This is a genomic window from Pantoea sp. YR525, assembly GCF_900116775.1.
Lineage (GTDB): Bacteria > Pseudomonadota > Gammaproteobacteria > Enterobacterales > Enterobacteriaceae > Pantoea > Pantoea symbiotica.
This window is the reverse complement of sequence record NZ_FPBU01000002.1, coordinates 391,929-412,105: the sequence shown is the minus strand read 5'-3', so window position 1 is coordinate 412,105 and position 20,177 is coordinate 391,929. Positions and strand designations below refer to the sequence as shown.

The 20,177-nt window shown below is 52.3% G+C and carries 25 protein-coding genes; 11 read left to right on the top strand and 14 right to left on the bottom strand.

All coding sequences use genetic code 11. The features are described from left to right. Positions 1 to 41 precede the first annotated feature (41 nt). From BM323_RS05435 to BM323_RS05420, 4 genes are all read left to right on the top strand, one after another. Positions 42 to 512 (top strand): (R)-mandelonitrile lyase, encoded by a 471-nt coding sequence (locus tag BM323_RS05435; protein ID WP_008107562.1) that lies wholly within the window; start codon positions 42 to 44, stop codon positions 510 to 512. Beyond that, a complete protein-coding gene (locus BM323_RS05430; protein ID WP_008107564.1) occupies positions 490 to 1,239 on the top strand; it encodes a carboxymuconolactone decarboxylase family protein in 750 nt (249 codons plus the stop codon). The genes BM323_RS05435 and BM323_RS05430 overlap by 23 nt, the downstream gene beginning before the upstream one ends. A 47-nt stretch (positions 1,240 to 1,286) precedes the next feature. Continuing rightward, on the top strand, positions 1,287 to 2,330 hold the full coding sequence (locus BM323_RS05425) for an alpha/beta hydrolase (RefSeq protein ID WP_371515157.1): 1,044 nt from the start codon (positions 1,287 to 1,289) through the stop codon (positions 2,328 to 2,330). Between the two features lie 118 nt (positions 2,331 to 2,448). Beyond that, positions 2,449 to 3,300, top strand: a complete 852-nt coding sequence (locus tag BM323_RS05420; protein WP_008107567.1) for an aldo/keto reductase — start codon at positions 2,449 to 2,451, stop codon at positions 3,298 to 3,300. 21 nt (positions 3,301 to 3,321) lie between these two features. Here the strand turns inward: BM323_RS05420 and BM323_RS24245 are convergent, their stop codons facing one another. The 7 genes from BM323_RS24245 to BM323_RS05385 all read right to left on the bottom strand — a co-directional run bounded on the left by BM323_RS24245 (position 3,322) and on the right by BM323_RS05385 (position 9,777). Beyond that, the gene (locus tag BM323_RS24245; protein WP_008107569.1) at positions 3,322 to 4,101 is read right to left on the bottom strand and encodes an MrpH family fimbial adhesin; all 780 of its coding nucleotides are present in this window, start codon (positions 4,099 to 4,101) and stop codon (positions 3,322 to 3,324) included. Positions 4,102 to 4,111: 10 nt separating this feature from the next. Continuing rightward, entirely contained in the window at positions 4,112 to 4,642 is a 531-nt protein-coding gene (locus BM323_RS05410) for a fimbrial protein (RefSeq protein ID WP_091003278.1), read from the bottom strand. After that, on the bottom strand, positions 4,642 to 5,139 hold the full coding sequence (locus tag BM323_RS05405) for a fimbrial protein (protein ID WP_008107573.1): 498 nt from the start codon (positions 5,137 to 5,139) through the stop codon (positions 4,642 to 4,644). The genes BM323_RS05410 and BM323_RS05405 overlap by 1 nt, the downstream gene beginning before the upstream one ends. Further along, positions 5,136 to 5,618, bottom strand: a complete 483-nt coding sequence (locus BM323_RS05400; protein WP_008107574.1) for a fimbrial protein — start codon at positions 5,616 to 5,618, stop codon at positions 5,136 to 5,138. The genes BM323_RS05405 and BM323_RS05400 overlap by 4 nt, the downstream gene beginning before the upstream one ends. A gap of 26 nt (positions 5,619 to 5,644) precedes the next feature. After that, positions 5,645 to 6,388, bottom strand: coding sequence for a fimbria/pilus periplasmic chaperone (locus BM323_RS05395; RefSeq protein WP_008107575.1), 744 nt, complete (start codon positions 6,386 to 6,388; stop codon positions 5,645 to 5,647). Positions 6,389 to 6,435: 47 nt separating this feature from the next. Beyond that, positions 6,436 to 8,955 (bottom strand): outer membrane usher protein, encoded by a 2,520-nt coding sequence (locus BM323_RS05390; RefSeq protein WP_008107576.1) that lies wholly within the window; start codon positions 8,953 to 8,955, stop codon positions 6,436 to 6,438. A gap of 291 nt (positions 8,956 to 9,246) precedes the next feature. Beyond that, entirely contained in the window at positions 9,247 to 9,777 is a 531-nt protein-coding gene (locus BM323_RS05385) for a fimbrial protein (protein ID WP_008107577.1), read from the bottom strand. Positions 9,778 to 9,994: 217 nt separating this feature from the next. Here BM323_RS05385 and BM323_RS05380 point away from each other — a divergent pair, with 217 nt between their 5' ends. Next, positions 9,995 to 10,618 carry a response regulator gene (locus BM323_RS05380; protein WP_008107578.1) on the top strand — a complete coding sequence of 208 codons (624 nt, stop codon included), beginning with the start codon at positions 9,995 to 9,997 and terminating at the stop codon, positions 10,616 to 10,618. Positions 10,619 to 10,696: 78 nt separating this feature from the next. Then, complete coding sequence (locus BM323_RS05375) at positions 10,697 to 10,975, top strand: hypothetical protein (protein ID WP_008107580.1); 279 nt, start codon at positions 10,697 to 10,699, stop codon at positions 10,973 to 10,975. A 43-nt stretch (positions 10,976 to 11,018) separates the two neighbouring features. On the opposite strand, the gene BM323_RS05370 is transcribed toward BM323_RS05375, so the two are convergent. Beyond that, positions 11,019 to 11,228: a CsbD family protein gene (locus BM323_RS05370; protein ID WP_008107582.1), complete on the bottom strand. Its 210-nt coding sequence runs from the start codon at positions 11,226 to 11,228 to the stop codon at positions 11,019 to 11,021. A 297-nt stretch (positions 11,229 to 11,525) separates the two neighbouring features. On the opposite strand from BM323_RS05370, the gene BM323_RS05365 reads away from it, so the two are divergent. Continuing rightward, on the top strand, positions 11,526 to 12,143 hold the full coding sequence (locus BM323_RS05365; protein WP_036649243.1) for a TetR/AcrR family transcriptional regulator: 618 nt from the start codon (positions 11,526 to 11,528) through the stop codon (positions 12,141 to 12,143). A 61-nt stretch (positions 12,144 to 12,204) separates the two neighbouring features. Beyond that, the gene (locus BM323_RS05360) at positions 12,205 to 12,408 is read left to right on the top strand and encodes a hypothetical protein (protein ID WP_008107586.1); all 204 of its coding nucleotides are present in this window, start codon (positions 12,205 to 12,207) and stop codon (positions 12,406 to 12,408) included. A 74-nt stretch (positions 12,409 to 12,482) separates the two neighbouring features. On the opposite strand, the gene BM323_RS05355 is transcribed toward BM323_RS05360, so the two are convergent. From BM323_RS05355 to BM323_RS05340, 4 genes are read right to left on the bottom strand one after another with little or no spacing between them, the layout of a single operon-like run. Beyond that, positions 12,483 to 13,796 carry an MFS transporter gene (locus BM323_RS05355; RefSeq protein ID WP_008107588.1) on the bottom strand — a complete coding sequence of 438 codons (1,314 nt, stop codon included), beginning with the start codon at positions 13,794 to 13,796 and terminating at the stop codon, positions 12,483 to 12,485. Further along, complete coding sequence (locus BM323_RS05350; protein WP_008107591.1) at positions 13,789 to 14,424, bottom strand: DUF4286 family protein; 636 nt, start codon at positions 14,422 to 14,424, stop codon at positions 13,789 to 13,791. Before BM323_RS05350 ends, BM323_RS05355 begins: the two co-directional genes overlap by 8 nt. Positions 14,425 to 14,426: 2 nt before the next feature. Beyond that, a complete protein-coding gene (locus BM323_RS05345; RefSeq protein WP_008107593.1) occupies positions 14,427 to 15,770 on the bottom strand; it encodes an amidase in 1,344 nt (447 codons plus the stop codon). Between the two features lie 8 nt (positions 15,771 to 15,778). Beyond that, positions 15,779 to 16,459, bottom strand: coding sequence for a DUF2848 domain-containing protein (locus BM323_RS05340; protein ID WP_008107595.1), 681 nt, complete (start codon positions 16,457 to 16,459; stop codon positions 15,779 to 15,781). Positions 16,460 to 16,574: 115 nt separating this feature from the next. Here BM323_RS05340 and BM323_RS05335 point away from each other — a divergent pair, with 115 nt between their 5' ends. Next, the gene (locus BM323_RS05335; RefSeq protein ID WP_008107597.1) at positions 16,575 to 17,249 is read left to right on the top strand and encodes a GntR family transcriptional regulator; all 675 of its coding nucleotides are present in this window, start codon (positions 16,575 to 16,577) and stop codon (positions 17,247 to 17,249) included. On the opposite strand, the gene BM323_RS05330 is transcribed toward BM323_RS05335, so the two are convergent. Together BM323_RS05330 and BM323_RS24610 are read right to left on the bottom strand one after the other, a co-directional pair. Continuing rightward, complete coding sequence (locus BM323_RS05330) at positions 17,246 to 17,635, bottom strand: cupin domain-containing protein (RefSeq protein ID WP_036649246.1); 390 nt, start codon at positions 17,633 to 17,635, stop codon at positions 17,246 to 17,248. The genes BM323_RS05335 and BM323_RS05330 overlap by 4 nt on opposite strands. Before the next feature lie 144 nt (positions 17,636 to 17,779). Beyond that, on the bottom strand, positions 17,780 to 17,929 hold the full coding sequence (locus tag BM323_RS24610; RefSeq protein ID WP_238541736.1) for a hypothetical protein: 150 nt from the start codon (positions 17,927 to 17,929) through the stop codon (positions 17,780 to 17,782). Between BM323_RS24610 and BM323_RS05325 the strand changes: the two genes are divergently transcribed. Together BM323_RS05325 and BM323_RS05320 are read left to right on the top strand one after the other, a co-directional pair. After that, positions 17,880 to 19,085 carry an MFS transporter gene (locus BM323_RS05325; RefSeq protein WP_254773229.1) on the top strand — a complete coding sequence of 402 codons (1,206 nt, stop codon included), beginning with the start codon at positions 17,880 to 17,882 and terminating at the stop codon, positions 19,083 to 19,085. The two genes, BM323_RS24610 and BM323_RS05325, sit on opposite strands and share 50 nt — an antisense overlap. A 16-nt stretch (positions 19,086 to 19,101) precedes the next feature. Next, a complete protein-coding gene (locus BM323_RS05320; RefSeq protein ID WP_008107608.1) occupies positions 19,102 to 20,175 on the top strand; it encodes a sugar phosphate isomerase/epimerase family protein in 1,074 nt (357 codons plus the stop codon). Positions 20,176 to 20,177: the final 2 nt, after the last annotated feature.

Below are 20,177 nucleotides of genomic sequence, written 5' to 3'. Positions count from 1 at the left end.
TGCTTCGCAGCATCCATGTTCAACAAAATAGGACGCACGGCATGACAGCAAAATCGGGTTATCTGGGGCTAATACTCTCCCTCGCTTTCTCATCGGTTGCCGCCGAGCCATTGGTGCAGATTGCACCGGCCGGCAGCCAATCAGCGCTTACCGGTCCCGCGCAGAACTTCACCGGTCAGGTGCGCGTTGATCCGCTGTTTGTGGCGGACAACGACATTAATGCCTCGGCTGCGTATGTCACCTTTGAGCCCGGCGCGCGAGCGGCGTGGCACACGCATCCCGCCGGGCAACGGCTGATTGTCACCTCCGGCGTGGGCTTCACCCAGCAGGAAGGGCAACCGGTGCAGATCATCCGTGCCGGTGATGTGGTGATCTGCCCGCCAGGCGTCAAGCACTGGCATGGTGCCAGCGTCAACAGTGCGATGACACATATCGCGGTGACCGGCATGGTGGACGGCAAAAGCGTAACCTGGATGGAGAAAGTGACTGATGAACACTATCGCGCCGATTAAGCAACTCACCGTCGGCATCGTCATGATGTTCGCCTGTAACCTGGCGACCTATGCTGCAACCCAACAAGGAGTGACACCTGCAATGAATCAGTCATCAAATCCGTCCGAGACGCTCTCGGCACGTCAACAAGCCATTCCGCTGATGGCGGCGTTTATGGCAACCAGCAACATGGAAAAACTGGATGCGGCGCTTAATCAGGGGCTGGACGCCGGATTAACGGTAAACGAAGCCAAAGAAATTCTGGTGCAGCTGTATGCCTACACCGGTTTCCCGCGCAGTCTCAACGCGCTGAGCGCGCTGATGAAAGTCACTGAAGCGCGCAAGCAGCGCGGCATCAAGGATGTAATCGGTAAAGAACCGGTGCAGCCGGTTCCGGTGGGCGATGCGCTGCGTCAGTTGGGCACCGACAACCAGACCAAAATTTCTGGCGCGCCGGTGCAAGGACCACTTTTCGACTTCGCGCCGGTGATCAACCAGTTCCTGCAAACCCATCTGTTTGGCGATATTTTTGCCCGTGACAACCTCGACTGGCAAAGCCGCGAGCTGGCCACGGTAGGCGCCTTGGCCGCCACGCCGGGAGCAGAATCGCAGCTGCTGTCACATACGCGCGCCAGCTTGCGCGTAGGGATCACGCGCGGCCAGTTGCAGCAGCTGGCGGACCTGTTGCGCGCCGATGGGGAAATTGAGGCGGCGGATCGGGCGGAAAGCGCATTGCAGGCGATATAAGTTAGCTATTCATTACAGAGGAAAGATTTTTGAAAAATTCACTCAAAATCTGCAGCATCTGTCTGCTGGCGACCAGCATTATCGCCGCCGCACAGGTGGAACCTTTAGTAATTCAGGAACAAGGCAGTTTTGCGGCGGGCGGCACGGTGATAACCGCGCCAGGGCAATTCGATGCCAAAAAGCCGCTGGATCCTGCAGGCCAAACCTATCACGGCGATCACGCGGCGGTGTTGTATCAAATTCCGCCACATGCGCATAAATATCCCATTGTCATGCTGCATGGTGCCGGACAGTTTTCCCGCACCTGGGAAAGCACGCCGGATGGGCGCGAAGGGTTCCAGAACCTCTTTCTGCGACGCGGATTTGCTACTTATCTGGTCGATCAGCCGCGTCGCGGTAGCGCCGGTCGCAGCACGGTGGAGAGCACACTAACGCCGAAACCGGATGAGCAGCTGTGGTTCAATCAGTTCCGTCTCGGCGTGTGGCCCACCTTCTTCAAAGGCGTGCAGTTCGCACAGGATAAAGAGGCGCTGAACCAATACTTCCGCCAGATGACGCCGAATACCGGGCCGTTTGACGTCAATGTGATTTCGGATGCGCTGTCCGCCGTGGTCGATAAAAGCGGTCCCGCTATTCTGTTTACCCATTCGCAGGGCGGCGGACCAGGCTGGTACACCGCGATGAAAAACAGCAAGGTCAAAGCCATCGTCGCCTTTGAACCGGGTAGCGGCTTTGTGTTTCCAGAAAATGAATTACCGCCAGCAATGCCCAGCGCGTTCGATACGCTGAAGGGTGAGCCGGTGGCGCTGGATAAGTTTATGGCGCTGACCAAAATTCCTATTCTCATCTTCTATGGCGATAACATCCCGGATAAACCCAGCGCCATGCCAGCGCAGGACAGCTGGCGCGTAAGGCTGGCGATGGCGCGCCAGTGGCGAGATGTGGTGAATAAACACGGTGGTGATGTGCAGGTGATTCACCTGCCGGAAATCGGCATTAAAGGCAACACTCATTTCCCGTTCTCCGACCTGAATAACGTACAGATCGCCGATCAGGTTAGCCAGTTTTTGCAGCAGAAGCATCTGCAATAGCTCAACGGCAGGGTTTATTGATTGATGAATACAACTAATAAACCCTAGCTGATTACAGGGTCTAATCAAATCAATGCGGTGGCGTTATGCTTTTGGAAACTCTCAAAAGGATAACGCCATGCAAACGGTAAAACTCAATAACGGCCTCGACATGCCTCTGCTGGGCTTTGGTGTGTTTCAGATGACCGATGCCGCCGAGTGCGAGCGCGCGGTAATCGACGCCATTGAAACCGGTTATCGCCTGATTGATACTGCCGCGTCTTATCAAAACGAAACTCAGGTCGGCAATGCCCTCAAGCAGAGCGGCATCGCGCGCGATGAGCTGTTCGTCACCACCAAACTGTGGCTGCAGGACACTAACTATGAAGGTGCCAAGGCGCAGTTTGAGCGCTCACTCAATCGCTTGCAGATGGATTATGTCGATCTCTATCTGATTCACCAGCCGTACGGCGATGTGCACGGTGCGTGGCGGGCGATGGAAGAGTTGCAGCAGGCAGGCAAGATCAAAGCGATTGGCGTCAGCAACTTCCAGCCAGATCGCCTGGCGGATCTTATCGCCTTTAACAAGGTGGTCCCGGCGGTCAATCAGATTGAAGTCAATCCGTTCAACCAACAGCTGCATGCCGTGCCGTGGATGAAGAGCCGCAATATTCAGCCCGAAGCCTGGGCGCCGTTTGCGGAAGGCAGAAACGGTTTATTCCAGCATCCGCTGCTGACGAAGATTGGCGAAAAATATGGCAAAAGCGTTGGTCAGGTGGTTCTGCGCTGGATCTTCCAGCGCGGCATCGTGTCGCTGGCGAAATCGGTGCGCAAAGCACGCATGGCAGAAAATATCAACGTGCTGGACTTTGAACTCAGCGAGGCAGAAATGCAGCAAATTACCGCGCTGGATAGCGCGACCAGCGCCTTCTTCTCGCACCGCGATCCCGCAATGGTCGAGTGGCTGACCGGCAGGAAACTGGATGTCTAAACAGTTCTAATATCAATCACTCTAGACCGGCTCAACAATTAATACGGCGGTACCTGAATAGATGCCGCCTTGAGTAATGCCTTCCAGCTGGCTGGTAATGGTCAGGGAAGATAGGCCCGCTTCCAGAGAATGTGTTTCGTTTGGTTTTTTATTATTTATAAGAATATTGGCTTTAGCATCATTATTAAGTGGCACATAAGTGAGTTTGCTCGCCAGACTTAATTTGGCATTATTTTTTTGTGAGCAGCTAATGCTGGCTGAGGTGCTGGCAGTCGAAGTTGTTACATCCTTAATTGAAATAGATCCGTGATTTAAATTTATTTCGGGCGTAACGATAAAACAATGAACATTAGGTGGTTGTGCTTTTAGACAACCCGTTGGCAACATGGCGGTTGCATAAGATGTATTGCCCTGTGGAATACCACCAAATGCCACGCAAACACCATTTTGTCCGCCAGCCGCAGGATAGTAAGTCGTTGAGGGGCCTTTTTTAAACGCGCGCATGGCGGTCGCACTGATGGTTTCACCCGGTATGACTTTCGAACCACATATATCATTAACGCAGGTCTCACTTTGTACGACTTTAAAGTCAAGGCCTGTTGAAAAGGAACTGCCAAACCAATAATTTGCCGGAGCCTGGGCATCAGCAAAGGGGACATCAATGGTTGTCCAAACAACTTTTAAGCGAGCGACGGGTCGATCATCGGTTCTGGTGATTGATAATGGTACAGGGAATGGCCCTGCAATGGCTGCCGATAGCCAGAATATAAAAAAGGGGGGTAATAAACTGCGTATATTCACCCGGAATTCCTCATTGGTAATTCAAATTAAATGTCGCAATGGCACTAAAAGCGCCATGAATGATGGTGCGATCGCGAATAGCATTGGGTTCGCCCTGAATATACGCACGTAATAAAATCAAGGTTCGTCCGGTTTGCAACGTAACAGGCGGGGCGACCTTGTTCAGTAACACGGCTTCCCCAGACAATGTTTCCAAGCCAATAGCGATACCCGCAGCTTTGCTACCGGCCTGTGTCGCCAGAAATCCGGCCAATTCATTACTCTCCTGGCCGCTAAAAGTAATGGCAACAATTTTAGCCGTATCGATGGAGCAACCAATCAGATTCAGTGTGAAAGGCATCGTTTGAGATCGATGATGGACATACAGTTCTCGGTCAATAATGTTGCCGAAATTCAGCTCTAAAGCGTCATCTCCGGCTTCGATGACACAAGGCTCGGCAATTAGTGCACCACTAAAATGGATATCGGTAGCGAGCGATAACGGGGAAACCAGCGACAGAAGTATCGCCACTATATTTCGCCAGAGAATCCATAAACCCATTATTGGTACTCCGCAACGAGTGAGGCGGTTGCGAGGAAGCTGCCCTCGGACAATTTAATCGCTGGATCGGCTACCGGTACCGCTTCCAAAACGGGAGGTCTAGCCATATTAATAACCCATGCTGAACCAATAGGAACACGCTGATTATTTTGCAATATGCGAATACCCAATCCTGATTTACTCGATTGAATCGCCGTATTATCTTTGCTCATGACATTGCCGCTCACAGTGAGCATCAATTTAAATGAAGAATCATTAGTTGCACATTTAATGACGTAATCAATTGTCTGGCGATAATTATCCCCATTGATTTTACTTACACCCAAATCCTCGCCAAAACTGATATCAATGGGTTGATCGTCATTAATCTTACAAGGCGGCGGCTCAATGATTGTACCTTTAAGTAGTAGATTCGGTACGGCACTGGCCATGTTACTGCACAACAAAAGATCTCCAATAATCATCAGAGTGAGAGTATAAAAGCGGGTGCTGTTCATTCGTAATATACCGCCAGCGTTGCTGCTGCGCTAAACGGACCCGCTTGTACTTTGAGATTGCCAATTTTGTAAGGTGCAGCTTCGAATGCGTAAGATCTCAGTGGGTCCACTTCCAGCCGCTCATTAAGTGGAAACCATTTACCGGCTCTAAAAAATTCAATGCTCAAATTCACTTTGCTGGTTTTAAGTACTTTAATGCTGTTGTCCCATTGCTCGCCTTCAATTTTAAGAAAGATGGTGTTGGGTGTGGAGGCATTGCATTGGAAGTTAACAAAAAACATCTCCAGGTAATGATTTCCGTCAAGTTTGGTGGATAAGACTTCATCACCAAAGTCCACCTCAATCGTTTCACCGTTATTGATGGTGCATGAAGGCCCTAACACCTCGACATTAACGTGAATGTTGGACGCCAAAGCAGTCAGCGGCAAAAGACACGCCGATAAAATAACAACTTTTTTTACTGCCGTTAGCCAACTCATTTTCTTTTGCCTTAACGAAATCAGACTTAATTATCTAGTGGTGTGGCAATACAGAGATTAACTTTGCAACTGAACTGGAGTTTGGGGCGGGCACCGTAATCATTGACGTAGTTAATCACCGGCGATGAACCCAATTCCGTTACCGATGACGTCAGCAATTGATGACTTTGAGGTGCTAGCATAAGGGGTTTAAAACTTTCAATCGTTTTGCCTTTTGCACTTTTCCGTCCTTCAACCAAGGTAATGTAGTAATTGGTTGGGTTGTGAATACGATATTTATCACCTTCGCGGCTGAGCTTGAGTTGTTCCTGCCATGGCGCGGCACTTTTATCTGCGATAATAGCGGCGGGGCGATAGAAAAGTTTAATGCGCGTTTGCAAGGCGATTTGTAGCGTATTAGGCTTTGATGATTTCGGTGGAATTTCACGTAAATTAAAAAAGAACAAACTTTCTCTGTCCTGGGGCAATGATGCGACTGCCGGTAAGGCCTGGATTTTCAGTTGGCTGCTGGCGCCAGGTTCAACACGTTGTACCGGAGGCAGCACCACTAAAGGGCCGGTGATCTTATTTCCTTCGGCATCTTCCAGCCAGCCTTGCGCCAGGTAAGGCAGTTTTTTATTTTCGTTGCTAATACGTAAGCTGACGGATTTCTGCGTGCTATCAAATACAATGCGCGTGCGATCCAGCGAAATCGCCGCGTAGGTGGGTTGAAGGCCAATAACACTGAGCAAAAGTGTAGACAACAATGCATTTTTAAATTGAAAAAACATGGTTATATCCTGTTATTACAATAGCCAGTCAAAGGCTGCAGTTTTAATTAAATCTCACCGTCTCTTCGGCAAGGAAGAAATAGATTTGCAGTAAAGTCTTGTGGGTTAAGTGATTGTGGCAACGCAATGCTACATTGCACTTTCTCTGCCCATTTCACTGTCATACTTTCACCTGCAGCAATACCCGTGAGATAGACATTGCCGCTGTCACTCACAATGCCCACTTCCTGTTTTTTGCGATTGTGCACCGTGGCGCCAAACGGTGGATAGGAACCGTCGGCCAGCCGGATGATCGCCATCGCTTTCTCTCCGGCGATGACGGCAAATTTACGGTAGCCAATGGCACCTTCAGTTAGCGTGGCTTGCACTACCGAACGTTCAGCTTCGACATTGTCCGGTAGATTATTGAGATCGAGGCTGGCGCTATTGCGGTAATAACTGTTGACGTCAGTCGATACCAGTTTGCCAAAGCGGTTACTGCGCACCGCTAGTCCGCCACTGCTAACAGGAATATTGGCCACATTGTCGGTATCAATCATTAAACGTGTGCCGCCCATGTTGCTGGAACGATGCAACGCGGCGCCTTTGGTCGTTGCCGTTGCACCACCGCGCACATTGAAGCCAAACGTGGTGGATTTTCCTGTTTGCGAACTGACGTTAGCGTTCAAATGCGCCAGTTCGCCGTCATGCGTTATACTGCCGTTCGACGTGCTGCCATGGCTATTGATCCCCGTTCCCACTTGATAACTGTTGCGTTGGTCCAGACGTCCATAATAATTAACGCGCTGATTTGTCCCATCGCGGCCTTGTGCGGCGCTATAACTCAGCGTGGCGTTGTTACCCAATGGGATCGACAGCGAGACAAATACGCCATCATCTTTGCTGCCATTATTAATAGTGCGATAGGCGGACAGCGATAAACTCAGATTGCGTAAATTGCCAATATCAAAATATTGCGACAGGTTAGCGCTATAACGATCGTTATCCGGCAAGCTCCAATACGTTTGGTGGTTATAGTTGAAATAGGTGCTCAAACGTAAATCACGGAACTGCTTATTAACGGTGACCGAATAAAGTTCTTTGCTGTTTTGCTGACGGCTGCCCGTTTTGCGCGTTTCCAGATATTCATTCATGCTGAGGAAATTACGCTCGGAGAAACGATAACCGGCAAAAGTAATCTGGCTGTCGTACTGCTCAAAGTTTTTTGAATAGCTGAGTCGATAGGATCGTCCAGTCAGCTTTTCCGCGATATCAGGTAAGGCGGCGCGTGATTGTGTGATATCAAATGATAAAGCACCCAACCAGTACAAATCACGACCAATACCCAGCACCAAAGCATTGTAATTTCCTGCCGCCACACCACCACCAAATAGCGACCAACCGTTACTCACGCCCCAGGATAATTCGCCACTGGCAAATGCAGGCCCTTTAAATTGATGGCGAGATTGAGAAGATTTTCCCGCTGCGAATTTGTAACGCATGCGTCCAGGCCGCGTCAGATAGGGAATGCTAGACGTTTCTATGGTAAAGGTTTGCGCCGTGCCATCCTGCTCTTCAACACGGACATCCAGTTTGCCGGAGACGGCATTATCAATATCCTGAATGCGGAATGGGCCAGCAGCGACCTGAACCTCTTTAAGCACACGACCTTGTTGGCTGATAATCACCAGCGCATTGGTACGTGCAATGCCGGTAACTTCAGGGGCATAACCGCGCAGGTTAGGCGGTAATTGGCTATCATCTGAGGCTACGCTCACGCCCGCGTAGCTGAAGCTGTCGAAGAGCTCTGAACCTAAATAATCTTCTCCGACAGAGACTTTTGCTTCCCAGCCTGGAATGGCGCGGTACGCATAATAGCGGCTCCAGTCAAACTGCTGTGCCAGGGTTTTGCTTTGATTGTTTTGCGATCTTCCAGGTTGAGATTGCCAGTCGGCGCGAAAACGCCATGCGTTAAGGTTTGCGCCAACGGTGCCATTACCGTTGAGCATCAGACGCTGCCCGTTTTTTTGACTCTGTGTTTGCCCATTGAAGTTGTAATCAAACAATGCGCCGGGAATACCATTATCCCACATCGCCGGAGCATCCCAGTTTTCATCGACATATTGTAAATAAGCCTGGGGAATGCTGATATACAGCGCCGAGGTGGCCAGATCAGGGCGCACCTCTAATCCCGTCATGCTTGCAGTGTCAATGCATTTTCCCTGTTGCTGCCAAACGATTTTTTCAATCACACTCTTTCTCAGGCCAAACTGTTTAATAAGGTCTGGCGTGATGCATACCGTGCTTTTATTCGTCTCTTCTTGAGTCTGAATAATGACGGTTTGCTCTGGCAGTGCTTGTTTGTTGATAAACACTGACATTTCATACTCACCAGCGAGAATAAATCCGCTGTTTGAGAATCGGGAAAGGTCAATGTTTTTCCGGTCATTGATATCCAAAATATCAGTATTGAATTCAATATTGTCAGACAAGCTATGACTGGAAAATCCCAGGAAAAGACTCGCTATTAATAAACTCAGCTGCGTTGGCCGGAATCTCGGGAAAATCTTGTAACAAACCACCTTCATAATCTTAACCTTTGATTTCCCTGAGGTGTGCAGACGCAATCCGAACCGAGTATGAAAATATAACGATGAGAGAGAGCGACACGATGAGGAGGAAATTAAATTTTCCCCAGGATTTTTCTTACAGGTTGAGGGGTGACGTGTTTTCAGGCCGTTAGCAGAAAGCCGCGGGGCGATCAGGTATTAATTCCTGCCAGTTACTGTCGCTTATATTGGCCGGATTAACAGAATTTAGCGTTGTCGCGTAAAGAGGCGTTACAAAGAGCATGCGGTAACCGCATGCTCGATTGAGGGTTACAGGTAGTTGAGGCCGAAATTAACTACTGCCTGGAATTCACCTGGAACAATGGGAAGATCTTTATCGTCTTCATCTTTATCTCCCTGCAGGTAAGCAGCGAAACTGAGATTATTGTTGCCATCCTGCAGTGCCTGAGCAACTGAAGGCGTGCCCAGCTTAATTAAATTGTAGGTGCCATCGACAATAGCAATGCTCGCGCCTTTGGCGGTGCCGGCAATTCCTACACGGTCTGAGTTGCCCGCTGGTCCGGTGAAGGTCGTGGTAACGGTTTTCTTGGTGGTTAGGGCACAGTTTTCCAGCATGATATTGAACTGACGAGGTTGAGACTTGCCGCCGTTCGCCAGAGAAACGTTAGAGACCTGACCCAGATCGACTGTTTGGTCGCTATTTTCATGAGAAACAGAACATGGCGCCTCAATGATGGAGCCGGTGAAAGTGATGGTACCGCTGCCCTGGTCAGCAGCGTGGGAAGCTGAGGTTGTTCCCAATGCAATTAAGGTGGCAATGGCAAGTGCGTTAAGTTTCATGTTTAGTCCTTTAATGTTTTGTTTTTGATGATTTTTTTATTAAAAAAATCTTACTAAAAACCAGCTTGTTACGAGTTGGAATGAGTGTACAAGTAGGGAAATTCCTACTCAATCAGAATGGATTGTCAGGATCTGTAGGGTGAAACCTACATTGCCGGGCAGTAAATGACGTGCAGGATTATTAAACCGTAGTTTGAATTATTTAGAGAGATTACGTATGGCACTTATACGCTCAATTATTATTGACGATCATCCTTTAATCCGTTTAGCCGTCAGGACATTATTAGAAAAAGATCAATTCTCCATTGTCGCAGAATCGGATGATGGCCTCGAAGGTCAAAAGCTGGTTGAATTACATAATCCCGACGTGTTGGTTATCGACATTGATATTGCGCGCATCGATGGCATTGAGGTGGTGAAACATCTTCGACGCAGGGATTTTAGTGGTGTCATTGTGGTTTTATCTGCAAAAAATCCTGACTATTATGCTCCGCTCAGTGCGTCTGCGGGGGCGAATGGTTTTGTTAGCAAAGATAAAAACTTGCAGGAAGTCATTAGTGCGATTAACGCAGGTATTAACGGCTATAGTTATTTCCCGCTGATCAAACGCCAGGTGGGAGAGGGCAGTGAATTGTCGGACCAACAAAAAATTGCGATGTTATCCACCCAGGAGTTTAGGGTTTTCCAGTTGCTGGTGGATGGTTTGCAAAATACCGAAGTTGCTCTGAAGATGAACCTGAGCACCAAAACCGTAGCCACCTATAAATGCCGTTTAATGGAAAAGTTGAAATTCAAAACGGTTAAACAGTTATATGAATTTGGGCAGAGAAATAGCCTTTAATTTTATGGAATGAATGGGTATGCTTTGCAGCGTCAGGATCTTCCGGCCAGGGTTGGTTGAGACGATTACAGAGAGCCCATGAAAAACAGTAATGATAAACAGCTATGCGACATTGCGATTGGTGATGCCGTACTTGAATTATTTAATCAGGATGCACCGGTCTCGCGCACCACGCTGCTCGCGCAATTAGAGAAGATGATTCATGCCGGTGACACGGCGGAAGATGTGCGGGTTGCCAAACTGGCTTTAGCGTTGGTGAAGAGCAGCAGCACAGCCGACAACGCTGAGAAATCTGAAGAAAACGTGGTGAGCTTTATGGCGAAAAACGTTGCGGCGGACGACTCCACCAAGCACTGATCGTTGCATGCCGGACACGGGTTGTCCGGCATAACGTCAGGATTTACCAGTGGAACTTATTCGAATCTTCCCACTCTTTGACTTCTTTCTCCGCACGGTCTTTTTCATAACCGTATCGTTCCTGAATTTTACCGACCAGCTGATCGCGTTTTCCTTCGACCACGGTCATATCATCATCAGTCAGGTCGCCCCATTTTTCCTTCACTTTCCCTTTGAACTGCTTCCAGTTGCCGCTAATACGATCTTCGTTCATGTCGAACTCCCTGGTTAGTGGTTACTGTGTGCTCGCCTTTGCTGGCCTGATGCCAGCGGGTGCATTAATTCTGGCACAGGATTTGCGCTTTGCCTGGCAGGGCTGTGAGCTAACTCGAAAATTTGAAATTGCGTGAGGTGGAGCGGTGATAAAGTTAGGTTTTACTAGCTAACTCATTGCTCTATAAGGCGTTACGACTACCTGTCTATACAAACAATGGTTTGTTGCGATATAGTAACCACCGATAAGACATTTCCGTCAACTTTTGGAAACCCGCATTACCCGATGCCATCCGCTATGAGCAAAACGCCAACCACCGACACGAAAAGCAGAGAACGTGGCCGCCCAAGAGAGTTCGATATCGAACAGGCTCTGGACAAAGCCATGATCGTTTTTCGTCAAAAGGGTTTTCATGCCGCTTCACTGAATGATTTAGGCGAGGCGATGGGGCTGACGGCGGGCAGCATTTATAAAGCTTTCAAAGATAAGCGCAGCCTGTTTCTGCTGGTGTTTGAACGCTACCTTTCGGTGCGCAATGCCGATCTGCGTCAGCGTCTGGCGCAGTTCACTACTGGCCGCGAGAAACTCAGCGAGCTGCTGCAGTTTTATCTCGATTCCGCGCGGGCGGTGGAAGGTCGTACCGGCTGTTTAGTGGTGGGCAGCGCGGTGGAGCTACAGGTGCTGGATGACGATCTCTCGCAACTGGTCAGTGAAGCGGTGCTGCGTAACAAAAACTTCCTCGCCTCGTTACTCAAACAGGGCCAGGAAGATGGATCGGTCACGCCCAATCTGGATGTCGATACCGCCGCAGGATTGATCCTCTGTATCGCCTTTGGCATGCGCGTTGTGGGCAAGATCACGGATGTAAAAGATGAACCTGAGACCATTAAGTTAGTAATGAAGCTGCTGGACTAAAATTTGTCTAATTAGGAGGCGGATACTTCCTAAATAAGCGAAGCGTAAAGCCGGAGGGCAAGTGAAAGACGAAGATTCAGATATTACGGAAGAGATTCGCGCATTGGTGGGAAGGGTGGTGACACGTATCCTTCGTCCTGATGAAGCGCTTACCGTTCAGGAACTTATTGGCGCGTTGTATCGCCTGAGTTTACGTTCCACCGATAGCAAAACCAAAGTTGCCTGCGATAAAGCCATTCGTATCCTGGCGAAAAAACTGCACTAATAGGGTCGCGCGTGCCGCGCCTTGTTGTTCTACTCTGCTGAAGTCTGGCAATCCCTCGCCAAACACCTGACTGATTAAAGCGGGCGATGCGCGGTCTCTTTCGCCTTCCACAGCGCAAACAGCGTGATCAGCAACGCCAGGCTGACATACAGCGATACCCACAGCGTGCTGCCCATCTCTTTATACAAGGTCGTAATGATCAAGGGCGCAAAGCCGCCGCCGATGATGCCCGCCAGCGTGTAAGCCAGTGACGATCCGGCGTAGCGTACGTGGCTGGGGAACTGCTCGGTGACAAATGCCGCCTGCGGTCCGTACATCACCGCGTGAATCAGCAAGCCGCCAATCACCGCCAGTACGATCAGCACCGGCTGCGAGCTATCCAGCAGTACAAAGAACACAAACGACCAGACGATCGCCAGCAGCGCACCGGCAATGTAAACCGGACGACGGCCGAGTTTGTCGGAAAGCGCGCCAAACATCGGCACCGTGATGGCATTGCCGATCGCACCGAGCATGGTGGCCATCAACGCCAGCGGACGCGGCAGTTGCAGCACCGTGGTGACGTAAGTCAGGGTAAACACCACCACCAGCGCATACAGCACGTCGGAGCCAATGCGTGAACCGCCCGCGATCAGCAGCTCGCGCGGATAGCGCACAAACACCTCCTTGAGCGGCGTATGCGTGGTTTTCTCCGCCTGCTGCATCGCGACAAAGGTCGGTGTCTCTTCCACGCCACGACGCAGCCATAAACCAAACATCACCAGCAGCAGACTGAGCAGGAACGGAATGCGCCATCCCCACTCCTGAAACTGTTCGCCGCTCAATGCCACCGTCACCAGCGTGATAAACCCGGTACCAATCAAGGTGCCGCACGATGGACCCACCTGCGCAAACGAGGCGTTACGGCCACGCTTGTTGGCATCGCCATGCTCCATCGACAGCAACACCGCACCGGCCCATTCGCCGCCTAATGCAATGCCCTGAATAAAGCGTAAAGCCACCAGCAGCACCGGACTCCAGATGCCCCACACCGCATAGCTGGGCAGCAGGCCCATCAGCGCGGTGGTGACGCCCATAATCACTAATGTGGTGATCAATACCGCTTTACGCCCGGCGACATCACCGAGATGACCAAAGATAAAGCCGCCCACCGGACGGGAGATGTAGCCGACCGCATAGGTGGAAAACGCCAGAATAGTGCCGACCAGCGGATCGAAACTGGGGAAAAACACGTGGTTAAACACCAGCGCCGCCATGATGTTGTAGACCGTGAAGTCATACCACTCCAGCGCGGTGCCGATGGAGCTGGCCGCCGCGAGACGACCGGTTTTGCTGTGGCTGACGCGCTCGCCGGAAGCGTGCGGCAACGTTGAATCAGTATTAGCCATGAGCCATCTCCTGTTTGGTTAACTGCCAGCTGAGGGAGTAGAGCTGTACGTCCGCGTTGAGCGCCTGCGCGGCATCTGCGGCAAGGGTTTTACATACCTGTGCGTCTCGGCAGCTCAGCAGCAGCATTGGATGCATCGGTCGCGTCGCGCTGGTTTCCCGTGGCAGCGGCGAGCTCAGCGTGGGGTCAGGCGTCAACAAACGTGAGGCGATGTAGCCCGGCGTTTGCTGCACGCTGTTTTGCCAGATGCCCAGCGATGCAACATCTATACCGGCTTTCAACGTCAGCACCGCCAGATGGCTGCCGCTGCCTTGTCCATGCTGATGGGAGATGGCGCAGACGCGGCGCATCGGATTGACCATCTTGTTGAGATTCTTCACCGACCATTCGGTCTGGCGCGTGAAGGCGGCGTGATAATCTGCGCTGGTAAAGGCTTCCAGCGATGCGGTTTCATACAGGCCGAGGTATTTGCGTTCGGCATCCACCGCCTGATAACGCGTACCGCTAAGAAAGCCGCTGATCGCTACGCGCTCTTCAACGTGTTCGTGGTCATACCATTGGTTGAAATCCGCTTCATCTGCAGCATCGATATTGGTGGCGACAAACAACATGCCGTGAGGTTGAGTCATGATCAGCTACTCCGTTTTAGGGTGGTTTCAATCGCGGCAGCCCAGCTGAGTAATGCAGCATCGTTGCCATGGGTGGAAGAGAGCATCAGGCCAACCGGCGCGGCGCCGGGCTGATGACAAGGCAGAGAAATTGAACAGCCATCAAGCATGTTGATCACGCTGGTGTTGCGCAGCATCAGCAGATTGACCTGCATATAACGCGCGGGATCCTCGAGCTCGGCCAGCGTCGGCGCGATCAGCGGTACCGTCGGCATCAATATGCCGTCGAAAGGCGCAACCGCCTGCTCGACGCGCTGTTTCCAGTCGGCGCGCAGTTGGTAGAGTTCGGCGGCATCCTCTTCATTCAGCAAACTGCCGCGTTGAATGCGCGTTAGAACCTGCGGATCGTAAGCTTCCGACTGGGATTGGGCGTATTGCTGATGCCATTGCCAGGCTTCCCACGCGGTAATGCCGCCGCGTGCGTTGATGGTGTCGAGTTCCGCTAGCTCTTGCAGCGGCAGCTCGGTGATTTTCACGCCCTGCGCGCGCAGCACATCAAGCGCATGCAGCCAGGCGGCGCTGACGTGTTCGTCAAGGCCAGCCAGCACCCGCGTCTGCGGAATCACGAAATGCGCCTCCGACAGATTCCGCTCATCGATCTCCAGCGGTTGAGCAGCGATCACGCTATCAAGCAGCCAGCAGCTGCGCACGTCGTGAGCGATCACGCCGATGCTATCGAGCGACGCCGCCAGCGGCAGCGTTCCGCGTTGATCGATACGGCTGGCGCTGGGTTTAAAACCGGTTAATCCGCACAGCGCCGCTGGAATGCGCACCGAACCGCCGGTATCGGTGCCAACGGCCGCCAGGCACATGCCATCGCTCACCGCCACCGCCGCACCGGAAGAGGAACCGCCAGGAATGCGCTGCTGCGCGCGCTGCCACGGATTGGCGGGTGTGCCGTAATGCGGATTGACGCCGAGGCCGGTGAAGGCGAACTCGCTCATATTGGTTTTGCCAACGATGGCGGCACCGGACAGCTGCAGCCGATCAACTATGCTGGCATTCGCCGTGGCTACGCTGGCGTTACTCAGCAAGCGGGAACCGGCAGTGGTCACTTCTCCGGCGACATCAAACAGATCTTTGATGCTGATAGGCAGACCATCAATCGCGCTGCGCGGCTGTTGCTGCTGCCAGCGCGCGCTGGCTTGCGCCGCCAGCTGCTGCGCAGCATCGGCATATACCTTGGTGAAGACACGTTTGCCTTCACCGGCTTCCGCCGCGATTGCACGCAGCGCATCCTGGGTCAGGGTTTCCGGGCTAATTTTCCCGGCTAGCAGCTGCTGGCTCGCTTGCCATAACGTTGTCATAGGGAACCTCAGGCGATAACTGGCAGCGAGCCAGTGATGTAGGTGTGTTCCAGCGTGCGGTTCAGCACCGGATCGTGCAGCGCCATGCGGAATTCACTCGAAGGACGAATCCCGCCGATGGCGCTGAGCGTGCCGCACGACATGGCAAAACCTTCCTCAACCTGGCTCGTGGAAAAATAGCGGCTAAGCAGATCGAGCGGCGTCAGCAATGAGGCGAGGGCGCCTTGCTGATAAGTTACCCAGTCGCCGTTGACGTTGATCCAGGCACGCAGCTCCAGCTGATCCCAGTGCGCTTTGACTTCGGACATACGCCACGCGTGACCGGCAACCGGTTTGATGCACGCCTGCTTCGATAGCGCCACGCTGAAGGTTTCCAGATGACGATCGGTGTGATCGGAAATCAGCGAAACCCAATATTCGCCGCGATGGAAAAACACAAAGGGTTCGGCTTCACCGGATGTTTGGTCGCCAACCACTTCCAGCTGCGTTTGCTGACTTAATTGATTGGTCGCAACGCGGTAAAACAGCGGCACTGCACCAGGAGCGGGCACGCCGAGTGCTTCGAGTTCCCTGATATGGTGCAGTACCGCTTCCTGATCGCGTCCAACCCAGCCCGCGATAACAAGTTGATTAACCTCAACATCTAGCAGTGCCGCATCGGCGTAATCTGTCGTAAACCGTAATTGCATGGGATAGATCTCCAGTTGAGAAATGCGTGTGAAATTTCACTGTGATTTCAATCTAGCCATTTTCATGCCAGGTTTTTGTGTAATATGTCTCAGTTACCTAATAAGGATTTGCGCGATGAGTAATGTGATGGCTGAAAATGTGAGCTCGCCGACGACACCGAAGAGCATTTCGCTTAATGAGCGCGCCTATCTGGCGTTCAAGCACCGGCTGATCACGCTGCGCTACAAACCGGGCGATTATCTCAATATCGCGCAGGTGATGGATGACCTTGAGATGGGCAGAACGCCGGTGAATCAGGCGGTGCATCGGCTGGAGACGGAAGGGCTGTTGCAGATCATCCCGCGCAAGGGCGTGATGGTGTCGCCGCTGTCGATTGATGATGCGCTGGAGTTAATTGAGGTGCGTTTGGTGAATGAGGCGCTGTGTTTGCGACTGGCTTCGCAGCGGGTCAATGCGGCGCAAATCGCCTATTTGCGGGAAATGAATCAGCGTATTGCCCATGCCAGCGCCTCACGCGATCGCGAGCAGATGATGTTGCTGGACCGCGAGTTTCATCAGGTGCTGGCGGATATCGCCGCCAATGGTCGTCTGGCCGATATTCTCAGCATCATCCACGCGCAGGCACAGCGTTTCTGGGCCACTACGCTTTCCAGCGCTGCGCACATGAACGAAGTGATCGCCGAACACGAAGCGATCATTGCCGCGCTGGAGCAGGGAAATGCCGAACAGGCAGAAGAGGCGGCGCGGGTGCATATCTATTCGTTTAAGCAGGCGCTGCTGAATAATTAATACTCTGCTTCTTCACCCGGTAGCGGAATGGAAAGATCAATACCTTCAACCCCGGCATAGAAAATAATCAGCTCGGCAGGCTGGTCGGTGGTGAAGCCGCGATGGGCAATGTCGATGGATTCATTAAAAGCTTCGCCCGCGTTGAAGGTTTTAGTCTCGCCGCTGGCTTTGTCCTCGATGGTGAGCGAGCCGGATAAAATATACGCAGTGTTAGGCATCGGATGCGTATGCCACGGCAGCTCGGAATGCGCAGGAATCGTCATCTTCATCACCGTGATCTCGGGCTGACCGGCGGGATAGTGTTCAATGTGCTGGCCGTTCCATGCATGCCCGCTTTGCAGCAACGTTTCCGCACTGTTTTCATGCTCGTTATCGGCACCTTTCATCTCATTCCCCTGAATAGTCATTAAAATCTCTCCCGCACAGGATAGTGCAAATCTGCAAGGCTGCGCGCGCTCACTTCCAATACAAGTCGATCGATCAAGGCCGAGACACTTGTAAAAGAATTGTGATCGGTCACCAGGAACTGCTTAAAGTAATCGATTACTTTTAGCTCTCTGTGGAATGTAATCGATTTCTTTTTGGCGTGAGGTCAGCATGGTTTCGACAACTACAGATTCTGAAATCGCGGTGAGACAGCAGCGTTTGCTGATTCCCCGCTTGTCGTTAATGATGTTCATGCAGTTTTTCATTTGGGGAAGCTGGTCCGTTACGCTCGGGCTGGTGATGACGCAACACAACATGTCATTGCTGATTGGTGACGCCTTTTCGGCGGGGCCGATCGCCTCGATTCTGTCGCCGTTTGTGCTGGGCATGTTGGTCGACCGCTTCTTTCCTTCGCAGAAGGTGATGGCGGTAATGAACCTGGCGGGCGCGGTGATCTTATGGTTTGTCCCGGCCGCGCTGGTGGCCGAAAACGGTGCGCTGCTGATTGGATTGCTGTTTGGCTACACGCTCTGTTTTATGCCGACGCTGGCGCTCTCCAACAACATCGCCTTTCACAGCCTGGCCAGCAGTGACAAAAGTTTTCCGGTAGTACGGGTGTTTGGGACCATTGGCTGGATTGTGGCGGGCATCTTTATTGGTGTCACCGGTATCGCCTCCAGCACCGGGATTTTCAATCTGGCCGCGATTTGTTCCGTGGCGTTAGCGATCTACAGCCTGACGCTGCCGCACACGCCAGCACCGGCGAAAGGCATGCCGTTAAAAGTGCGCGATCTGTTCTGTGCGGATGCCTTCGCGCTGCTGAAAATTCGTCACTTCTTCGTGTTTGCGCTCTGCGCCACCTTGATTTCCATCCCGCTCGGCACCTATTACGCCTACACCGCGTCCTGGCTGGCGGATGCGGGCGTGAGTAACGTCAGTACCGCGATGTCTTTTGGTCAGATGTCAGAAATCTTCTTCATGCTGGTGATCCCTCTGCTGTTCCGCCGCCTCGGCGTCAAATACATGTTGCTGGTCGGCATGGTGGCGTGGTTTGTGCGTTACGCGCTGTTCGCCATGGGCATGAATGATGAAAGCCGCGCACTGATCTACATGGGTATTCTGCTGCACGGTGTCTGTTACGACTTCTTCTTTGTGGTCGGCTTTATCTACACCGACCGCATCGCTGGGGAAAAAGTGAAAGGGCAGGCGCAAAGCATGGTGGTGATGTTCACCTACGGTATCGGCATGTTGCTGGGCTCGCAGATTTCCGGCGCGCTCTACAACCGCCTGATTGCCGGAGAGGGCACGGCGCAAAACTGGGCAACATTCTGGTGGATCCCCGCGATTGCGGCGGCGGTGATCGCCGTTCTTTTCCTCTTCACCTTTAAATACCGGGATGAAGAGGTTTGATTGACTGGAGGTGTACGTGAAAACGGTAAAAGGACCTGGAATTTTTCTCGCGCAGTTTATTGGCCCGCAGCCACCGTTTAATTCACTGGAAGGGCTGGCGCAATGGGCTTCTGCGCTCGGTTATAAGGCGTTACAAGTGCCTTGTAATCACCCGAAGATTTTTGATCTGTCGCACGCCGCAACCAGTCAAACCTATTGCGATGAAGTGACGGGTTTACTGGCGAACTACGGCTTGCAGATCAGTGAATTATCGACGCATCTGGAAGGCCAGTTGATTGCTGTCCACCCAGCCCACGATGTCGCCTTCGATGGCTTCGCACCCGCCGCTTTACGCGGTGACCAGGAAAAGCGCACCGCATGGGCGATTCAGACGGTGAAGCTGGCGGCAGCCGCGTCGGCCAGGCTGGGATTGCAGGCTCACGCGACCTTCTCCGGTTCGCTGGCCTGGCCGTATCTCTATCCGTGGCCGCCGCACAATCCTCAGCTGTTGAGTGAAGCTTTCTCAGAGCTGGCACGGCGCTGGTTGCCGGTGCTCGACGAGTTTGACCGCTACGGCATTGATGTCTGTTACGAGATCCACCCCGGTGAGGATCTGCATGATGGCGTGACGTTTGAACGCTTCCTGGCGTTGGTGAACCATCATCCGCGCTGCAACATCTTGTTCGATCCCAGCCACTTGCACTTGCAGCATATCGACTATTTGCAGTTCATCGATATCTACCATCAGCGCATCAAGGCGTTTCACGTTAAAGATGCCGAGTATCTGCCGAACGGACGCAGCGGCGTGTATGGCGGTTATCAGCGCTGGATAGATCGTGCCGGTCGTTTTCGCTCACCCGGTGACGGACAGATCGATTTCCCGGCCATTTTCAGCAAGCTGGCGCAGTACGATTATGATGGTTGGGCGGTGCTGGAGTGGGAATGTTGTCTGAAAGAGGCGGAAACCGGCGCGCGTGAGGGCGCTGAGTTCATCCGTCGCCACATCATTCCGGTGGCCGATCGGGCATTTGATGACTTCGCCGCACAATCGCAGCAAGCGGCCAGCATCCGCGCGCAGCTGGGGTTGAGCGCGGCAGAGTCGCATGATTAAGG

Bases quoted from the DNA above. Each gene is read 5' to 3' on its own strand.
- BM323_RS05435 (WP_008107562.1), top strand. From the start codon at position 42: ATGACAGCAAAATCGGGTTATCTGGGGCTAATACTCTCCCTCGCTTTC.
- BM323_RS05430 (WP_008107564.1), top strand. From the start codon at position 490: ATGAACACTATCGCGCCGATTAAGCAACTCACCGTCGGCATCGTCATG.
- BM323_RS05420 (WP_008107567.1), top strand. From the start codon at position 2,449: ATGCAAACGGTAAAACTCAATAACGGCCTCGACATGCCTCTGCTGGGC.
- BM323_RS05410 (WP_091003278.1), bottom strand. From the start codon at position 4,642: ATGGGTTTATGGATTCTCTGGCGAAATATAGTGGCGATACTTCTGTCG.
- BM323_RS05405 (WP_008107573.1), bottom strand. From the start codon at position 5,139: ATGAACAGCACCCGCTTTTATACTCTCACTCTGATGATTATTGGAGAT.
- BM323_RS05400 (WP_008107574.1), bottom strand. From the start codon at position 5,618: ATGAGTTGGCTAACGGCAGTAAAAAAAGTTGTTATTTTATCGGCGTGT.
- BM323_RS05395 (WP_008107575.1), bottom strand. From the start codon at position 6,388: ATGTTTTTTCAATTTAAAAATGCATTGTTGTCTACACTTTTGCTCAGT.
- BM323_RS05390 (WP_008107576.1), bottom strand. From the start codon at position 8,955: ATGAAGGTGGTTTGTTACAAGATTTTCCCGAGATTCCGGCCAACGCAG.
- BM323_RS05385 (WP_008107577.1), bottom strand. From the start codon at position 9,777: ATGAAACTTAACGCACTTGCCATTGCCACCTTAATTGCATTGGGAACA.
- BM323_RS05380 (WP_008107578.1), top strand. From the start codon at position 9,995: ATGGCACTTATACGCTCAATTATTATTGACGATCATCCTTTAATCCGT.
- BM323_RS05375 (WP_008107580.1), top strand. From the start codon at position 10,697: ATGAAAAACAGTAATGATAAACAGCTATGCGACATTGCGATTGGTGAT.
- BM323_RS05370 (WP_008107582.1), bottom strand. From the start codon at position 11,228: ATGAACGAAGATCGTATTAGCGGCAACTGGAAGCAGTTCAAAGGGAAA.
- BM323_RS05365 (WP_036649243.1), top strand. From the start codon at position 11,526: ATGAGCAAAACGCCAACCACCGACACGAAAAGCAGAGAACGTGGCCGC.
- BM323_RS05355 (WP_008107588.1), bottom strand. From the start codon at position 13,796: ATGGCTAATACTGATTCAACGTTGCCGCACGCTTCCGGCGAGCGCGTC.
- BM323_RS05350 (WP_008107591.1), bottom strand. From the start codon at position 14,424: ATGACTCAACCTCACGGCATGTTGTTTGTCGCCACCAATATCGATGCT.
- BM323_RS05345 (WP_008107593.1), bottom strand. From the start codon at position 15,770: ATGACAACGTTATGGCAAGCGAGCCAGCAGCTGCTAGCCGGGAAAATT.
- BM323_RS05340 (WP_008107595.1), bottom strand. From the start codon at position 16,459: ATGCAATTACGGTTTACGACAGATTACGCCGATGCGGCACTGCTAGAT.
- BM323_RS05335 (WP_008107597.1), top strand. From the start codon at position 16,575: ATGAGTAATGTGATGGCTGAAAATGTGAGCTCGCCGACGACACCGAAG.
- BM323_RS05330 (WP_036649246.1), bottom strand. From the start codon at position 17,635: ATGAAAGGTGCCGATAACGAGCATGAAAACAGTGCGGAAACGTTGCTG.
- BM323_RS24610 (WP_238541736.1), bottom strand. From the start codon at position 17,929: ATGAACATCATTAACGACAAGCGGGGAATCAGCAAACGCTGCTGTCTC.